The 17,181-nt window shown below is 53.7% G+C and carries 14 protein-coding genes; 5 read left to right on the top strand and 9 right to left on the bottom strand.

Going from position 1 to position 17,181, the window contains the following annotated elements; all coding sequences use genetic code 11:
* The 5 genes from thiG (at position 1) to ACZ6J2_RS21470 (ending at position 4,581) form a co-directional block, all read left to right on the top strand.
* Positions 1 to 771: a thiazole synthase gene (thiG, locus tag ACZ6J2_RS21450; RefSeq protein ID WP_259387247.1), complete on the top strand. Its 771-nt coding sequence runs from the start codon at positions 1 to 3 to the stop codon at positions 769 to 771.
* Entirely contained in the window at positions 768 to 1,895 is a 1,128-nt protein-coding gene (gene thiH / locus ACZ6J2_RS21455; RefSeq protein ID WP_471726620.1) for a 2-iminoacetate synthase ThiH, read from the top strand. Before thiG ends, thiH begins: the two co-directional genes overlap by 4 nt.
* Before the next feature lie 337 nt (positions 1,896 to 2,232).
* Entirely contained in the window at positions 2,233 to 3,774 is a 1,542-nt protein-coding gene (locus ACZ6J2_RS21460) for a sensor domain-containing diguanylate cyclase (protein WP_471726621.1), read from the top strand.
* Positions 3,775 to 3,955: 181 nt separating this feature from the next.
* Positions 3,956 to 4,264 carry a PTS sugar transporter subunit IIB gene (locus ACZ6J2_RS21465; protein WP_010425948.1) on the top strand — a complete coding sequence of 103 codons (309 nt, stop codon included), beginning with the start codon at positions 3,956 to 3,958 and terminating at the stop codon, positions 4,262 to 4,264.
* The gene (locus ACZ6J2_RS21470; protein WP_008503455.1) at positions 4,264 to 4,581 is read left to right on the top strand and encodes a PTS lactose/cellobiose transporter subunit IIA; all 318 of its coding nucleotides are present in this window, start codon (positions 4,264 to 4,266) and stop codon (positions 4,579 to 4,581) included. Before ACZ6J2_RS21465 ends, ACZ6J2_RS21470 begins: the two co-directional genes overlap by 1 nt.
* Before the next feature lie 115 nt (positions 4,582 to 4,696).
* Here ACZ6J2_RS21470 and rpoC read toward each other — a convergent pair whose 3' ends face one another.
* From rpoC to ACZ6J2_RS21515, 9 genes are all read right to left on the bottom strand, one after another.
* Positions 4,697 to 8,920: a DNA-directed RNA polymerase subunit beta' gene (rpoC, locus tag ACZ6J2_RS21475; RefSeq protein ID WP_023309968.1), complete on the bottom strand. Its 4,224-nt coding sequence runs from the start codon at positions 8,918 to 8,920 to the stop codon at positions 4,697 to 4,699.
* Between the two features lie 76 nt (positions 8,921 to 8,996).
* Entirely contained in the window at positions 8,997 to 13,025 is a 4,029-nt protein-coding gene (gene rpoB, locus ACZ6J2_RS21480) for a DNA-directed RNA polymerase subunit beta (protein ID WP_023334099.1), read from the bottom strand.
* A 319-nt stretch (positions 13,026 to 13,344) separates the two neighbouring features.
* On the bottom strand, positions 13,345 to 13,710 hold the full coding sequence (gene rplL / locus ACZ6J2_RS21485; protein WP_006176746.1) for a 50S ribosomal protein L7/L12: 366 nt from the start codon (positions 13,708 to 13,710) through the stop codon (positions 13,345 to 13,347).
* A 66-nt stretch (positions 13,711 to 13,776) separates the two neighbouring features.
* Positions 13,777 to 14,274, bottom strand: a complete 498-nt coding sequence (gene rplJ / locus ACZ6J2_RS21490) for a 50S ribosomal protein L10 (RefSeq protein WP_001207203.1) — start codon at positions 14,272 to 14,274, stop codon at positions 13,777 to 13,779.
* 291 nt (positions 14,275 to 14,565) lie between these two features.
* Complete coding sequence (gene rplA / locus ACZ6J2_RS21495) at positions 14,566 to 15,270, bottom strand: 50S ribosomal protein L1 (RefSeq protein WP_006810530.1); 705 nt, start codon at positions 15,268 to 15,270, stop codon at positions 14,566 to 14,568.
* A 3-nt stretch (positions 15,271 to 15,273) separates the two neighbouring features.
* Positions 15,274 to 15,702 carry a 50S ribosomal protein L11 gene (gene rplK, locus ACZ6J2_RS21500; RefSeq protein ID WP_008503452.1) on the bottom strand — a complete coding sequence of 143 codons (429 nt, stop codon included), beginning with the start codon at positions 15,700 to 15,702 and terminating at the stop codon, positions 15,274 to 15,276.
* Positions 15,703 to 15,858: 156 nt separating this feature from the next.
* On the bottom strand, positions 15,859 to 16,404 hold the full coding sequence (gene nusG, locus ACZ6J2_RS21505; RefSeq protein WP_002438628.1) for a transcription termination/antitermination protein NusG: 546 nt from the start codon (positions 16,402 to 16,404) through the stop codon (positions 15,859 to 15,861).
* A gap of 1 nt (position 16,405) precedes the next feature.
* Complete coding sequence (gene secE, locus ACZ6J2_RS21510; protein WP_014068449.1) at positions 16,406 to 16,789, bottom strand: preprotein translocase subunit SecE; 384 nt, start codon at positions 16,787 to 16,789, stop codon at positions 16,406 to 16,408.
* A 225-nt stretch (positions 16,790 to 17,014) separates the two neighbouring features.
* Positions 17,015 to 17,181 (bottom strand): EF-Tu C-terminal domain-related protein (locus tag ACZ6J2_RS21515; RefSeq protein WP_001669278.1); only part of this gene is annotated, 167 nt, incomplete at its 5' end.

Genomic DNA, 17,181 nt, shown 5'->3' on the forward strand with positions numbered 1-17,181 from the left:
ATGTTACGTATTGCCGATAAAGTCTTTGATTCACATCTGTTTACCGGAACCGGAAAATTCGCCTCGCCGCAGCTGATGGTGGATGCCATTCGCGAAAGCGGCAGCCAGCTGGTGACGCTGGCGCTCAAGCGCGTGGATCTGCGCCATCACAGCGATGCCATTCTGGCGCCTTTACTGGAGGCAGGCGTCACGCTGCTGCCCAACACCTCCGGTGCCAAAACGGCCGAAGAGGCGATTTTCGCCGCGCAGCTGGCCCGCGAGGCGCTCGGCACCCGCTGGCTGAAGCTGGAAATTCATCCTGACGCCCGCTGGCTGCTGCCCGACCCCATCGAAACGCTGAAAGCGGCTGAAAAGCTGGTGCAGCAAGGGTTTATCGTCCTGCCTTACTGCGGCGCCGACCCGGTCCTGTGCAAACGACTGGAAGAGGTCGGCTGCGCAGCGGTCATGCCGCTGGGCGCCCCCATTGGCTCCAACCAGGGGCTGGAAACCCGCGCGATGCTGGAAATCATTATTGAGCAGGCTACCGTACCGGTGGTGGTTGACGCGGGCATCGGCGTGCCCAGCCATGCCGCGCAGGCGCTGGAAATGGGCGCCGACGCGGTGCTGGTCAACACGGCCATCGCGGTTGCCGACGATCCGGTCATGATGGCGCGTGCGTTCCGCATGGCCGTAGAGGCTGGCCTGCTGGCCAGGGCGTCCGGCCCCGGCTCGCGCAGTTTTCAGGCGCAGGCCACCAGCCCGCTGACCGGTTTTCTGGAGGCGATTTCATGAGCACGTTTACCGAGCGCTGGCGACAGCTTAGCTGGGACGACATTGCCCTGCGCATCAACAGCAAAACGGCGGCTGACGTGGAGCGCGCGCTGCATGCCCGCCATCTGACCCGTGAGGATCTGATGGCCCTGCTCTCCCCGGCGGCCAGCGCGTACCTCGAACCGATGGCCCAGCGAGCGCAGCGGCTCACCCGCCAGCGTTTTGGCAACACGGTGAGCTTCTACGTGCCGCTCTATCTCTCAAACCTGTGCGCCAATGACTGCACCTACTGCGGTTTTTCCATGAGCAACCGCATCAAGCGTAAAACGCTCGATGATGGTGAGATTGCCCGTGAGTGTGCGGCCATTCGTGAAATGGGCTTTGAACATCTTCTGCTGGTCACGGGCGAACATCAGGGAAAAGTGGGAATGGACTATTTCCGTCAGCACCTTCCCGCCATTCGTCGTCAGTTTGCGTCGTTGCAGATGGAAGTGCAGCCCCTGGCGCAGGAGGAGTACGCGGAGCTCAAAACCCTCGGGCTGGACGGGGTCATGGTCTACCAGGAAACCTACCACGAGGCGACGTACGCACGGCATCACCTGAAGGGCAAGAAACAGGATTTCTTTTTCCGCCTGGAAACGCCGGACAGGCTGGGTCGCGCGGGCATCGACAAAATCGGTCTGGGGGCGCTGATCGGGCTCTCTGACAGCTGGCGGGTGGATTGTTACATGGTGGCGGAACATTTGCTGTGGCTTCAGCAGCACTACTGGCAGAGCCGTTATTCCATCTCCTTCCCGCGCCTGAGACCTTGCACGGGGGGGATTGAACCGGCTTCGCTGATGGATGAACGCCAGCTGGTGCAGACCATCTGTGCGTTTCGCCTGCTCGCCCCGGAAGTGGAATTATCGCTCTCAACGCGTGAATCCCCGGCGTTTCGCGATCGCGTTATCCCGCTTGCGATTAACAACGTCAGCGCGTTTTCCAAAACGCAGCCTGGCGGCTACGCCGACGATCGTCCGGAGCTGGAGCAGTTCCTGCCGCATGACGGGCGACATCCTGAAGCGGTCGCCGCAGCCCTGACGGCCCAGGGTCTTCAGCCTGTCTGGAAAGACTGGGACAGCTGGCTGGGAAGAGTCTCGCAATGACGCTGAAACGTACTGCAACGCCATAAAAAATTGTCGAGGCGCTACGAAAAGGCAAAACCGGGCGGTTGTCAGCGATCGTCCGGTTTTTTATTGTCACACGGTCAGCAACGGATGCTGACCAGGGCGAAAAGCTTCTTCCTCGTTTCGCCCTGCCTCTGGTTCATTGTACAAACGGCTCCTGGTAAGTTGAATAAGTATTTTCTTAATGGTTCTTAAGATAAATCATCCCACCAGAAATCGTGTGCCGTATAATTCACCGCTAACCGCAGGACAGCGACTATGCTGAGAGGATATCGGCAGAAGAAAAGTATTCACCATCAGGAACGATGCACAGCTCATGGCACTTCACAGCAAAAAGCTCTCTTTTACCCGGCCAATCATGCTTAGCTTCGCGGGGATCATCTGCAGTTTTGTGGTGATCGCGGTCGCGGTGACGCTTTCGCAACGAAAGGATTTTCTTGAGGATTATCATAAGATCAACAGCAATTTCACGCACAACCTGGCAGTAAACTACACCGAGTCGATCCTGCGTGAAAACGACTATATCCTCGGCCGTGCCGCGATGTACTTTTCGCGTAACGACAGGCTAAACGAGACGCTCAACGTCAACCCGACGCAAGGGCTGCAGATGGTGATGCATCTGCAGAACCTGATGCCGACCGTCTCCTCCATCTCGCTGGCGGACACGCAGGGGCATTATCTCCGCGCGCCGGAAGTGCTCCCCACGGAGAAGAGTAAAACCTTCGATCCCCGGACGCGGCCGTGGTTTATCGCGCAGGCCGAAGCCAGTATCTTCAGCCACTATACTCGCCCGTACATGGACTACTTCACCGGCCATCCGACGGTCACACTTTATAAGCCTTTGATTTCACCCGAAGGCAGACTGAAGGGCACGATCGCGTTTCATCTCGATTTGACGTCAATGGGCTTCACCCTGCGTCAGATGGTGGCGCCCGTTCAGGGTGAATTCTTCGTCGTTGAACGCGACGGCGCCGTTGTGCTTCATCCGGATACAGGCGCGCTCTTCAAAAAATACGTGAGCGAAGCGCTGATGGACAAAATGACCAGCGGCGAAGGCCACCTTTACGACAAGAAAAGCAACGCCTGGTATTACTACTACTCGTTTACCAATCCGGACTGGTTTGTCATCTACCGGGTCTCTGGCGAGACGCTTACCGATATCACCCGCCACGAAACTACGATTGTTGGCTGGGGGTTTGCGCTGGCAGCCATTATCATCATCCTCTTCGGCTTATACCTCCGCCACGCCTCGCGTACCGTGCTGATGCACATTATCAATGCCATTAAAACCGGCGACGTCAGCGAGGCGCCGCGCCTGGAAGCGATGCTGAGCCATACTATCCAGTCCAATAAAGAGCGTGAAATGGCCTATGTGCGCCAGGCGACTCACGATGCGCTGACGGGCTGTAAAAACCGCCGCGCGTTCGATAGCGATATCGCGGAGCTGCTGAATGCCCAGCAGCCTTTCGCGCTGGCGCTGGTGGACATCGATAACTTCAAGTCGATTAACGACACGCTGGGCCACCTGACCGGTGATATCGTTCTGCGCAACGTGGCCCGCGAAGGGATCCAGATCATGCAGCCACATCACGTCTCGCTTTACCGCTACGGTGGAGAAGAGTTTGCGGTAATCTTCCAGGCTGAGCAGATGACGTCTGCGCTCTCATTGCTGGAAGCGTGGCGTATCGCAGTTGAAAAACGCGTCTGGCGAGAAGAAAACCTGCGGGTTACGTTCAGCGGCGGTCTTGGGGAGTGGCACTTTGAACCGCTGGATCAATTTGTCGGAAGCGTTGATAACGCCCTCTACGGCGCCAAACAGCAGGGCAAAAACCGCATTAACCGAACCTCCATCAGCTAATCCTCCCTCTTTCACCCCTGCCCGTTTCGACGGGCCGGGTACCCGACAATGCAAAATTGTAACCGGTTTCAGAAAATCGCCGGTTTCTTTGTGATGCCTGACACACAATCGCGGTAAACCGGTTGTTGAAGCGGTCTGCACGGGATAATTATCAATAAACACATGTAGATCGAGGCTGATTATGAAGAACATCGTTTTATGCTGTGCAGCGGGGATGTCAACCAGCATGCTGGTTCAACGTATGAAAGACGCCGCGCAGAAAAAAGGGGTTGAAGTCACCATTAAAGCCGTTCCGGTTGCGGAGTTTAAAGACAACATCGCGACGGCCGACATCGTATTGCTGGGGCCACAGGTTAAATACGAGCAGGCTAAACTTCAGGCGCAGGCCGACCCGCTGGGTAAAAAGGTCGCGGTGATCGACATGATGGATTACGGCATGATGAAAGGCGATGCCGTACTGGAAAAAGCGCTCAAACTTCTGGAGTCATAATGGAAGACTTAGAAACCACGATTATGGAACTGCTGGTCAATGCAGGCGCGGCGCGCAGTGCGGCCCTGACGGCGTTACAGATGGCGCGTAAAGGTGAGTTTGACGAAGCAGAAAAAGCGATGGAAGAGTCGCGCGAATATGTGAAGCATGCGCACACGATCCAGACGCAGCTTATCGGTCTTGACGAAGGGACCGGGAAGCTTCCGGTTAACCTGATCACCGTCCACTCTCAGGATCACCTGATGAACGCGATGGTCATTCAGGACCTGGCGGGCGATATGATTGAGCTTTATCGACGGATACCGTTGGTAAACTGATAACATACGGATGTAAAAAAACCCGCCGAGGCGGGTTTTTTATTGTCGGGTGGCGCTGCGCTTACCCGACCTACGAGGCACATGCCCGGTAATGTTCATCACCGGGCATCAACGATTACTCGTTGTCGGAACCGCCCAGACCTGCGTTCAGCAGTTCTGCCAGGCTCGCGGATGCATCTTCAGCAGTTACCTGCGGTGCAGCTGGCAGTTCGCCCGCAGCACGACGACGCATGCGATCCTGGTGGTACGCATAACCGGTACCCGCCGGGATCAGACGACCCACGATGACGTTCTCTTTCAGACCGCGCAGTTCATCACGTTTACCTGCAACAGCGGCTTCGGTCAGGACACGAGTCGTTTCCTGGAACGATGCTGCAGAGATGAAGGACTCGGTTGCCAGAGACGCTTTGGTGATACCCAGCAGATCGCGCGAGAAGGTCGCACCGATTTTGCCGTTCGCTTCCAGTTCGCGGTTAGCGATCTTGACGCGTGAGTATTCAACCTGCTCGCCTTCCAGGAACTCGGAGCTGCCTGCGTTTTCGATGGTTGCTTTACGCAGCATCTGACGAACGATAACTTCGATGTGCTTATCGTTAATCTTAACGCCCTGCAGACGGTAAACGTCCTGTACTTCGTTGGTGATGTAACGCGTTACAGCGTGTACGCCACGAAGACGCAGAATGTCGTGCGGAGCTTCTGGACCATCGGAAACCACGTCACCACGTTCTACACGTTCACCTTCGAACACGTTGAGCTGACGCCACTTAGGAATCATCTCTTCGTACGGTTCGCTGCCATCTACTGGAGTGATAACCAGACGGCGTTTCCCTTTGGTCTCTTTACCGAAGGAGATGATACCGCTGATTTCAGCCAGGATTGCAGGCTCTTTCGGACGACGTGCTTCGAACAGGTCCGCAACGCGTGGCAGACCACCGGTGATGTCCTTGGTACCGCTGGATTCCTGTGGAATACGCGCCAGAGCATCACCCGCACCGATCTGAATGCCATCTTCCAGCTGAACGATCGCTTTACCCGGCAGGAAGTACTGCGCAGGCATGTCGGTACCCGGGATCAGAACGTCGTTACCCTGAGCATCAACGATTTTCAGTGCAGGACGCAGATCTTTACCACCGGTAGTACGCTCAGCAGAATCCAGAACCACCAGAGAAGACAGACCGGTCAGTTCGTCGGTCTGACGAGTAATGGTCTGGCCGTCGATCATGTCAGTGAAGCGGATGAAACCACTTACTTCGGTGATAACCGGCATGGTGTGTGGATCCCAGTTTGCAACGGTTTCACCGCCGGCAACCTGCTCGCCATCACCTTTCGCCATAACCGCACCGTAAGGCACTTTATAGCTCTCTTTGGTACGACCGAATTCGTCGATCAGCTTCAGCTCGGTGTTACGAGAGGTCACAACCAGCTTGCCTGCGGAGTTAACAACAGACTTCGCGTTGCTGAGCTTGATGCTACCTTTGTTTTTCACCTGGATGCTGGATTCAGCAGCCGCACGAGATGCCGCACCACCGATGTGGAACGTACGCATCGTCAGCTGTGTACCCGGCTCACCGATCGACTGTGCCGCGATAACGCCGATTGCTTCACCTTTGTTGATGATGTGGCCACGCGCCAGGTCACGACCGTAGCAGTGCGCACATACACCAAAGTCGGTGTCACAGGATACAACGGAACGTACTTTCACGGAGTCAACAGAGTTCGCTTCCAGCAGGTCACACCAGTGCTCGTGCAGCAGCGTGTTGCGTGGAACCAGAATGTCTGCAGTACCCGGCTTCAGAATGTCTTCCGCGGTTACACGACCCAGAACGCGATCGCGCAGTGGCTCTTTAACATCACCACCCTCGATAACCGGGGTCATGGTGATACCTTCGAGGGTGCCACAATCGTCTTCGGTCACAACCAGATCCTGCGCAACGTCAACCAGACGACGCGTCAGATAACCGGAGTTCGCAGTTTTCAGTGCGGTATCCGCCAGACCCTTACGAGCACCGTGGGTGGAGATGAAGTACTGGAGTACGTTCAGACCTTCACGGAAGTTCGCGGTGATTGGCGTTTCGATGATGGAGCCATCTGGCTTCGCCATCAGACCACGCATACCTGCCAGCTGACGAATCTGTGCTGCGGAACCACGCGCACCGGAGTCGGCCATCATGTAGATGCTGTTGAAGGAAACCTGCTGCTCTTCTACGCCGTCACGGTTAATCACGGTTTCGGTCTGCAGGTTATCCATCATCGCTTTGGATACACGATCGTTCGCCGCTGCCCAGATATCGATAACTTTGTTATAGCGTTCGCCCGCGGTAACCAGACCAGACTGGAACTGCTCCTGGATCTCAGCAACTTCGGCTTCCGCTTCAGAGATGATCTCGTGTTTCTTCTCAGGGATGACCATGTCATCGATACCAACAGATGCACCTGAACGCGCTGCATAAGCAAAGCCGGTATACATTGTCTGGTCAGCGAAGATAACGGTCGGCTTCAGACCCAGAATGCGGTAACAGGTGTTCAGCATTTTGGAGATCGCTTTCTTGCCCAGCGCCTGGTTGACGATGGAGAAAGGCAGACCTTTCGGTACGATCATCCACAGAATGGCACGGCCAACGGTCGTGTCTTTCAGGCTGGTTTTCGCAACGAATTCGCCGTTTTCATCTTTTTCGTATTCGGTGATACGCACTTTAACGCGCGCATGCAGAGAGGCCAGGCCAGCGCGATAAATACGCTCAGCTTCTTTCGGGCCAGTCAGCACCATGCCTTCGCCTTTGGCGTTAACACAGTCACGGGTCATGTAGTACAGACCCAATACAACGTCCTGAGAAGGAACGATGATAGGTTCACCGTTCGCTGGGGACAGGATGTTGTTGGTAGACATCATCAGCGCACGCGCTTCGAGCTGGGCTTCCAGCGTCAGCGGTACGTGAACAGCCATCTGGTCACCATCGAAGTCGGCGTTATATGCCGCACAAACCAGCGGGTGCAGCTGGATAGCTTTACCTTCGATCAGGACTGGCTCAAATGCCTGGATACCCAAACGGTGCAGAGTTGGTGCACGGTTCAGCAGTACCGGGTGTTCGCGGATAACTTCGTCCAGGATATCCCAAACGACAGCTTCTTCACGCTCAACCATTTTCTTAGCGGCTTTGATGGTGGTAGCGAGTCCTCGCAACTCCAGCTTGCCGTAGATGAACGGTTTGAACAGCTCCAGTGCCATTTTCTTCGGCAGACCGCACTGATGCAGACGCAGGTATGGACCTACGGTGATTACAGAACGACCGGAGTAGTCAACACGCTTACCGAGCAGGTTCTGACGGAAACGACCCTGTTTACCTTTGATCATGTCGGCCAAAGATTTCAGAGGACGTTTGTTAGAACCGGTGATCGCACGACCGCGACGGCCGTTATCCAGCAGGGCGTCAACCGCTTCCTGCAGCATACGTTTTTCGTTGCGTACGATGATGTCCGGCGCAGCCAGATCCAGCAGACGTTTCAGACGGTTGTTACGGTTGATAACGCGACGATACAGATCGTTCAGATCGGACGTTGCGAAACGACCACCATCCAGCGGAACCAGTGGACGCAGATCTGGCGGCAGAACCGGCAGAACGGTCAGGATCATCCACTCTGGTTTGTTACCAGACTGAACGAACGCTTCCAGCAGTTTGATACGCTTGGTCAGCTTTTTACGTTTGGTTTCGGAGTTGGTTTCGTTCAGCTCTTCACGCAGCTGCTCGCACTCTTGCTCCAGATCCATGCTCTTCAGCAGGGCCTGAATAGCTTCCGCACCCATCTTCGCATCGAATTCGTCACCGAACTCTTCCAGCGCGTCCAGATACTGCTCTTCAGTCAGGATCTGATGACGTTCCAGGTTCGTCATCCCGCCTTCGATAACCACATAAGATTCGAAGTACAGAACGCGTTCGATATCGCGCAGCGGCATATCCAGCAGCAGACCGATACGGGACGGCAGAGATTTCAGGAACCAGATGTGAGCGGTCGGAGACGCCAGCTCGATGTGGCCCATGCGCTCACGGCGCACTTTGGTCTGGGTCACTTCAACGCCGCACTTCTCACAGATCACACCACGGTGTTTCAGGCGCTTGTACTTACCGCACAGGCACTCGTAATCTTTTACTGGCCCGAAAATACGCGCACAGAAAAGGCCGTCACGCTCAGGTTTGAACGTACGGTAGTTGATGGTTTCCGGCTTTTTAACTTCACCGAAAGACCATGAACGGATCATGTCTGGCGAAGCCAGAGCAATTTTGATCGCATCAAACTCTTCGGTTTTAGTCTGCGCTTTCAGAAACTTTAATAAATCTTTCACGGATTTGCTCCCGTCGGAGTTAGCACAATCTGGTGCCGGGGGTTAACCCGGCACCAGTGACCTGTTTGAGCGAGAATTACTCGTCTTCCAGTTCGATGTTGATACCCAGCGAACGAATCTCTTTCAACAGTACGTTGAAGGATTCTGGCATGCCCGGCTCCATCTGATGGTTGCCGTCCACGATGTTTTTATACATCTTGGTACGACCGTTCACGTCATCAGACTTAACGGTGAGCATTTCCTGCAGGGTGTATGCCGCGCCGTATGCTTCCAGCGCCCACACTTCCATCTCCCCGAAGCGCTGACCACCGAACTGTGCCTTACCACCCAGCGGCTGCTGAGTAACCAGGCTGTAAGAACCGGTAGAACGAGCGTGCATCTTGTCGTCGACCAGGTGGTTCAGTTTCAGCATGTACATGTAACCTACGGTTACCGGACGCTCGAACTGTTCACCGGTACGGCCGTCAAACAGCGTAATCTGACCAGATGTTGGCAGACCACCCAGTTGCAGCAGCTCTTTAATTTCAGCTTCTTTCGCACCGTCGAAGACCGGCGTTGCGATTGGCATACCTTTTTTCAGGTTCTCAGCCAGACGCAGCACTTCTTCATCGCTGAAGGTATTCAGGTCGACTTTCTGACGCACGTCGGTACCCAGATCGTAGGCACGCTGGATGAATTCGCGCAGTTTCGCGACTTCTTCCTGCTGCTTCAGCATGGCGTTAATCTTGTCGCCGATACCTTTCGCAGCCATACCCAGGTGAGTTTCCAGGATCTGACCGATGTTCATACGAGACGGTACGCCCAGCGGGTTCAGTACGATATCTACCGGCGTACCGTTAGCATCGTGCGGCATATCTTCGATCGGGTTGATCTTAGAGATAACACCCTTGTTACCGTGACGACCTGCCATCTTATCACCAGGCTGGATCTGACGTTTAACGGCCAGATACACCTTAACAATCTTCAGCACGCCTGGTGCCAGATCGTCGCCCTGAGTGATTTTGCGGCGTTTCGCTTCGAGTTTTTTCTCGAACTCGTGTTTCAGTTCGTCATACTGCTCAGCCAGCTGTTCCAGCTGATTTTGTTTCTCTTCGTCGGTCAGGCCCAGTTCCAGCCAGCGATCGCGTGGCAGTTTGTCGAGCTTCTCAGCTTCAACGCCACCGGCAACCAGCACCGCATAGATACGGCTGAACAGACCCGCTTCGAGGATCTGCAGTTCTTCAGACAGGTCTTTCTTAGCCTGTTTGAGCTGCATCTCTTCGATTTCCAGCGCACGCTTATCTTTCTCAACGCCGTCACGGGTGAAGACCTGAACGTCGATAACCGTACCGGAAACACCGTTTGGTACGCGCAGAGAAGAGTCTTTAACGTCAGACGCTTTCTCACCGAAGATTGCACGCAGCAGTTTCTCTTCCGGCGTCAGCTGAGTTTCACCTTTCGGCGTAACCTTACCAACCAGAATGTCGCCGCCGGTCACTTCCGCACCGATGTAAACGATACCGGACTCATCCAGTTTGGAGAGCGCAGCTTCACCCACGTTAGGGATGTCAGCGGTGATCTCTTCTGGCCCCAGCTTGGTGTCACGGGACACACATGCCAGTTCCTGAATGTGGATGGTGGTGAAACGATCTTCCTGAACCACACGCTCGGAGACGAGGATGGAGTCTTCGAAGTTGTAACCGTTCCACGGCATGAACGCTACGCGCATGTTCTGACCGAGCGCCAGTTCACCGAGGTCGGTGGACGGACCGTCTGCCAGCACGTCGCCGCGCTCAACTGGCTCACCCAGAGATACGCAAGGCATCTGGTTGATACAGGTGTTCTGGTTAGAACGGGTGTATTTGGTCAGGTTATAAATGTCGATACCTGCTTCGCCCGGATACATCTCGTCTTCGTTAACTTTGATAACGATACGGGATGCATCGACGTACTGAACAGTACCGCCACGTTTAGCAACCGCAGTAACACCGGAATCAACGGCAACAGCACGTTCCATACCGGTACCAACCAGCGGCTTATCAGCGCGCAGAGTTGGAACGGCCTGACGTTGCATGTTCGCACCCATCAATGCACGGTTGGCGTCATCGTGTTCCAGGAACGGGATCAGGGACGCACCGACGGATACCACCTGCTGGGTGGATACGTCCATGTAGTCAACCTGGTCGCGACTGAACAAGCTGGATTCGCCTTTGCTACGGCAGGTAACCAGATCTTCTACAAAGTGGCCTTCGTCATCCAGGTTGGAGTTCGCCTGAGCGATAACGTAGTTGCCTTCTTCGATAGCAGACAGGTAGTGAATTTCGTCGGTTACAACACCGTCGGTCACTTTACGGTACGGGGTCTCGAGGAAACCGTATTCGTTAGTCTGTGCGTACACGGACAGGGAGTTGATCAGACCGATGTTTGGACCTTCAGGCGTTTCGATTGGACATACGCGACCGTAGTGCGTCGGGTGTACGTCTCGAACTTCAAAGCCTGCGCGTTCACGGGTCAGACCGCCTGGGCCGAGTGCAGAGATACGACGTTTGTGCGTAATCTCAGACAGCGGGTTGTTCTGGTCCATGAACTGAGACAGCTGGCTTGAACCGAAGAACTCTTTCACTGCTGCAGAAATCGGCTTGGCGTTGATCATATCCTGAGGCATCAGGGTATCCAGATCGCCCAGAGACAGACGCTCTTTCACCGCACGCTCTACACGTACCAGGCCAACGCGGAATTGGTTTTCCGCCATTTCGCCTACGGAACGGATACGACGGTTGCCGAGGTGGTCGATATCGTCCACTTCGCCTTTACCGTTACGGATATCGATGAGCTTCTTCATCACTTCGATGATGTCGTCTTTGCTCAGGATACCGGAACCTTCGATTTCGTCGCGCAGCAGAGAACGGTTGAACTTCATACGACCAACCGCGGACAGATCGTAGCGGTCTTCGGAGAAGAACAGGTTCTCGAACAGGCTTTCCGCCGCTTCGCGAGTTGGTGGCTCACCAGGACGCATCATGCGGTAGATTTCGACCAGCGCGCTCAGACGATCGGTGGTTGGGTCGACGCGAATAGTCTCAGAAATATACGCGCCGTGATCCAGATCGTTGGTGAACAGCGTTTCGATACGTTTGTGGCCAGACTGGCTCAGCTTAGCCAGCAGATCCAGGCTCAGCTCCATGTTCGCTGGGCAGATCAGCTCACCCGTTGACTCGTCAACGTAATCTTTCGCGGCTACTTTTCCTGCAATGTACTCAACCGGAACTTCGATGAGTTTGATATCATCTTTTTCCAGCTGGCGGATGTGGCGCGCGGTGATACGGCGACCTTTTTCCACATACACTTTGCCGTCGGCTTCGATGTCGAACGACGCGGTCTCGCCACGCAGACGTTCCGGCACCAGCTCCATCTGCAGCTTGTTGTCGCGGATTTCAAAGATCACTTTCTCAAAGAACAGGTCCAGGATCTGTTCAGTGGTGTATTGCAGCGCACGCAGAATGATGGTTGCAGGCAGCTTACGACGACGGTCGATACGGACAAACAGGTTGTCTTTCGGATCGAACTCGAAGTCCAGCCATGAACCACGGTAAGGAATGATGCGTGCGTTATACAGTACTTTACCGGAAGAGTGTGTTTTACCTTTATCGCTGTCGAAGAAGACGCCCGGGCTACGATGCAGCTGGGAAACGATAACACGCTCAGTACCGTTGATAACGAAAGTACCGTTGTCTGTCATGAGTGGAATTTCACCCATGTAGACTTCTTGTTCTTTAATGTCTTTTACGGTGCCTTCCGGCGCTTCGCGCTCGTAGATCACCAGACGCAGTTTTACGCGCAGCGGTGCGGAATAGGTCACGCCACGGATCTGACATTCCTGAACGTCAAACACCGGTTCGCCAAGGCGGTAGCTGACGTACTGCAGCTCGGAGTTACCGCTGTAGCTCTGAATCGGGAACACGGAGCGGAAGGCTGCTTCCAGACCGTACTGCCCTTCAGGATCTTGCTCGATAAACTTCTGGAACGAGTCAAGCTGGATAGAAAGGAGATATGGAATGTCCAGAACTTGTGGACGTTTACCAAAATCCTTACGAATACGTTTTTTCTCGGTATAGGAGTAAACCATAGGGTTCCTCAGCTCGCTGACAAGTCGACCCATCTGTCCGACGAAGGGACAGTTTGTGCAACACCATTTTGTGGACCGGAAAATTGAATACTTTCCGCAATACCTGTTGCTATCACGCTTAAATCATTTCGTCGCGATTTACACAGAGCGAGCACCCTGTCGCAATATATTAAGTCGTCGATAGAAACATGCATTGTCAGGACAATCAGCAGTCAAACAGTGTGAAATGCTACTGATGCCTTACAGCGCAAAAAGGCTGGTGACTAAAAAGTCACCAGCCATCAGCCTAATTACTCAGGCTGCAACCAGAAAAGTTGGCTTATTTAACTTCAACTTCAGCGCCAGCTTCTTCCAGAGATTTTTTCAGTGCTTCTGCGTCGTCTTTGCTCACGCCTTCTTTCAGCGCAGCTGGAGCAGATTCTACCAGGTCTTTAGCTTCTTTCAGACCCAGGCCAGTTGCGCCACGTACTGCTTTGATAACAGCAACTTTGTTAGCGCCAGCAGCTTTCAGAATTACGTCGAATTCAGTTTTTTCTTCAGCAGCTTCAGCCGGGCCCGCAGCTACAGCTACAGCAGCAGCAGCAGAAACACCGAATTTTTCTTCCATTGCAGAAATCAGTTCTACAACATCCATTACGGACATAGCTGCAACTGCTTCAATGATTTGATCTTTAGTGATAGACATTTAAATTGTTCCTGAAAATCAGAATAAGTTTATACGTAAGCGAATGCTTTATAAAGATAACTGCGATTAAGCAGCTTCTTTCGCATCGCGAACAGCAGCCAGAGTGCGAACCAGTTTGCCAGCCGAAGCTTCTTTCATGGTTGCCATCAGGCGTGCAATTGCTTCTTCGTAGGTCGGCAGGGTTGCCAGGCGATCGATTTGCGATGCCGGGATCAACTCACCTTCAAAGGCTGCAGCTTTGACCTCAAATTTTGCATTCGCTTTCGCGAACTCTTTGAACAGACGAGCAGCAGCGCCCGGGTGTTCCATAGAGTATGCAATCAGGGTCGGACCAACAAACGTGTCTTTCAGGCACTCGAACTGAGTACCTTCAACTACGCGACGCAGCAGGGTGTTACGAACAACACGCATGTATACGCCAGCTTCACGACCTGCTTTACGCAGTTCAGTCATTTTGTCTACAGTAACGCCACGGGAATCCGCAACTACTGCAGACAGCGCGCCTTTGGCTACTTCGCTGACTTCAGCAACAATCGCTTGTTTGTCTTGAAGATTTAAAGCCATTAGCTTTGCTCCTGGATGTTTGCCGGAACTCATGTTCCGGAACTCACTTCACTCTCCCCAACGGAAAGAGCGTCTTAATACGGTGAGCAGAAACAAGCCAGAGTATCCAAAAATAATCTTAGCGTTCTGTCACCGTCTACGCAGGGCATTAAGTCTCTTGCGAAACACCTGCGGTCTTCGACGGAGGCCTGGATTAGGCCAGGCTCCAACGAACAAATCTTTTAGCCGCTAACTTTCGTTAGCAAACGTGGGGGTAAGATTGTAGACAAAATCACCGCCCACGTAAAGGCATTAGTTTGCAGCAGCGCTCAGGCCAGCCTGGTCAACTGCAACACCTGCACCCATGGTGGTGGAGATGCTAACTTTCTTGATGTACACGCCTTTCGCCTGAGTTGGTTTTGCTTTTTTCAGCGCAACCAGCAGAGCTTCCAGGTTTTCTTTCAGTTTGTCAGCGTCAAAGTCCACTTTACCGATGGTGGTGTGGATGATGCCGTTTTTGTCGTTACGATAACGAACCTGACCTGCTTTAGCGTTCTTAACCGCTTCAGCAACGTTAGGAGTTACAGTACCGACTTTCGGGTTAGGCATCAGGCCGCGTGGACCCAGAACCTGGCCCAGCTGGCCAACAACGCGCATTGCATCTGGAGAAGCAATAACAACGTCAAAGTTCATTTCGCCTTTCTTAATCTGATCAGCCAGATCTTCCATACCTACCAGTTCAGCGCCGGCAGCTTTAGCAGCTTCAGCGTTTGCACCCTGAGCAAATACAGCTACGCGAACGGAACGGCCAGTACCGTGTGGCAGTACAGTTGCGCCACGAACGTTCTGATCGGATTTACGCGCGTCGATGCCGAGGTTAACGGCAACGTCAACGCTTTCAACGAACTTAGCAGTTGCCAGTTCTTTCAGCAGAGCGATAGCTTCGTTGATGTCGTACTGTTTGGTCGCATCAACTTTGTCACGGATCACGGACATGCGCTTGGTCAGTTTAGCCATTTCTTAGTCCTCCACTACCAGGCCCATGGAACGTGCAGTACCTTCGATTGAGCGAGTCATCGCTTCAATGTCGGCACCAGTCATGTCGGCAGCTTTGGTCTGCGCGATTTCCTGCAGCTGAGCGCGGGAAATTTTACCCACTTTGTCTTTGTTCGGTTTACCGGAACCAGACTTGATACCAGCCGCTTTCTTCAGCAGAACAGCTGCTGGAGGGGTTTTGGTAACGAAAGTGAAAGAACGGTCAGCGTAAACAGTGATTACGACTGGGATTGGCAGACCTTTTTCCAGGGATTCGGTTTTGGCGTTGAACGCTTTACAGAATTCCATGATGTTCACACCCTGCTGACCCAGAGCTGGACCAACTGGTGGACTTGGGTTCGCCATACCAGCTGCAACCTGCAGCTTGACGTAGGCTTGTACTTTCTTAGCCATTCTAAAATCCTCTGATTGGGTAATAGCGCCTCAGGGAGGCTCCCCGTGAATAAAATTCGTTTTACGGGCCGGGGCCCATAAAAACAAAAGGCGCGAAATTGTATTCCAATCTCGCGCCCTGTGCAACGATTAAATCGCCGCTTTTTTGATCGCTGCTTAGGCTTTTTCGACCTGCGCAAAGTCCAGTTCTACCGGGGTCGCACGACCGAAGATAGAAACAGAAACTTTCAGGCGGGACTTCTCGTAGTCCACTTCTTCAACGACGCCGTTAAAGTCAGCAAACGGACCGTCGCTAACACGAACCATTTCACCCGGTTCAAACAGCGTTTTAGGACGCGGCTTATCACCAACCTGCTGCAGGCGGTTCATAATCGCATCAACTTCTTTGTCGCTGATTGGCGCCGGACGGTCAGACGTGCCGCCGATAAAGCCCATCACGCGCGGTACGCTGCGCACCAGGTGCCAGCTCGCGTCGTTCATCACCATCTGAACCAGCACGTAACCCGGGAAGAATTTACGCTCGCTTTTGCGACGTTGGCCGCCACGGATCTCAACCACTTCTTCGGTCGGAACCATAACTTCGCCAAATAACTCTTCCATGTTGTGTAATTTGATATGCTCACGCAGCGACGTTGCTACGCGGCCTTCAAAACCGGAAAACGCCTGAACGACGTACCAACGCTTTTTAGGGGCTTCAGACATCTTAGAACCTCAGGCCAGTAATAAAGGAAACCAGGCGAACCAGAATACCATCCAGTCCCCACAGGATCAGTGACATTACAGCGGTAACCGCCGCTACGATCAGCGTGGTGTGCAATGTTTCCTGGCGAGTCGGCCAAATGACCTTACGGACTTCGGTACGCGCTTCGCGTGCAAAAGCAACGGTTGCTTTACCTTTAGTCGTCAACAGCGCGACACCGCCCGCTGCAGCAATCAGAATCACCACTGCCAGCGCGCGGAGCGGCAGCATCATGTCACGATAAAGATAGTTGCCAACGATTGCCACAATCAGCAGCACGGCAACAGCGACCCACTTCATCGCTTCCAGGCCGCGCCCGCTCCCTTGAGCTTCGGTATTCGCACTCATAAACCAACCTGTCAGAAGAATTCTACAAATAATTTCACCCCGCGATTGCGAGGCGAGCCAAATCGAAATAATCCCTTTATGGATTATACGCTCTCTGCAGAGCCTGTCTCAGCAATGATTATGACAAAAATAATCACTGATGAGCCAGGTTCTGATGTGAAAGCGTGCAAAAAGGGCATCAAATGATGCCCTTTTCATGCGCATTGCGTCAAATGTTATCAGCGATTAGCCGAGAACTTTAGCAACCACGCCCGCGCCAACGGTACGGCCACCTTCACGGATTGCGAAACGCAGACCGTCGTCCATCGCGATTGGGTGGATCAGAGTCACAACCATCTTGATGTTGTCGCCTGGCATTACCATCTCAACGCCTTCTGGCAGTTCGATGGTAC

This window comes from Enterobacter sp. E14S (assembly GCF_055666685.1).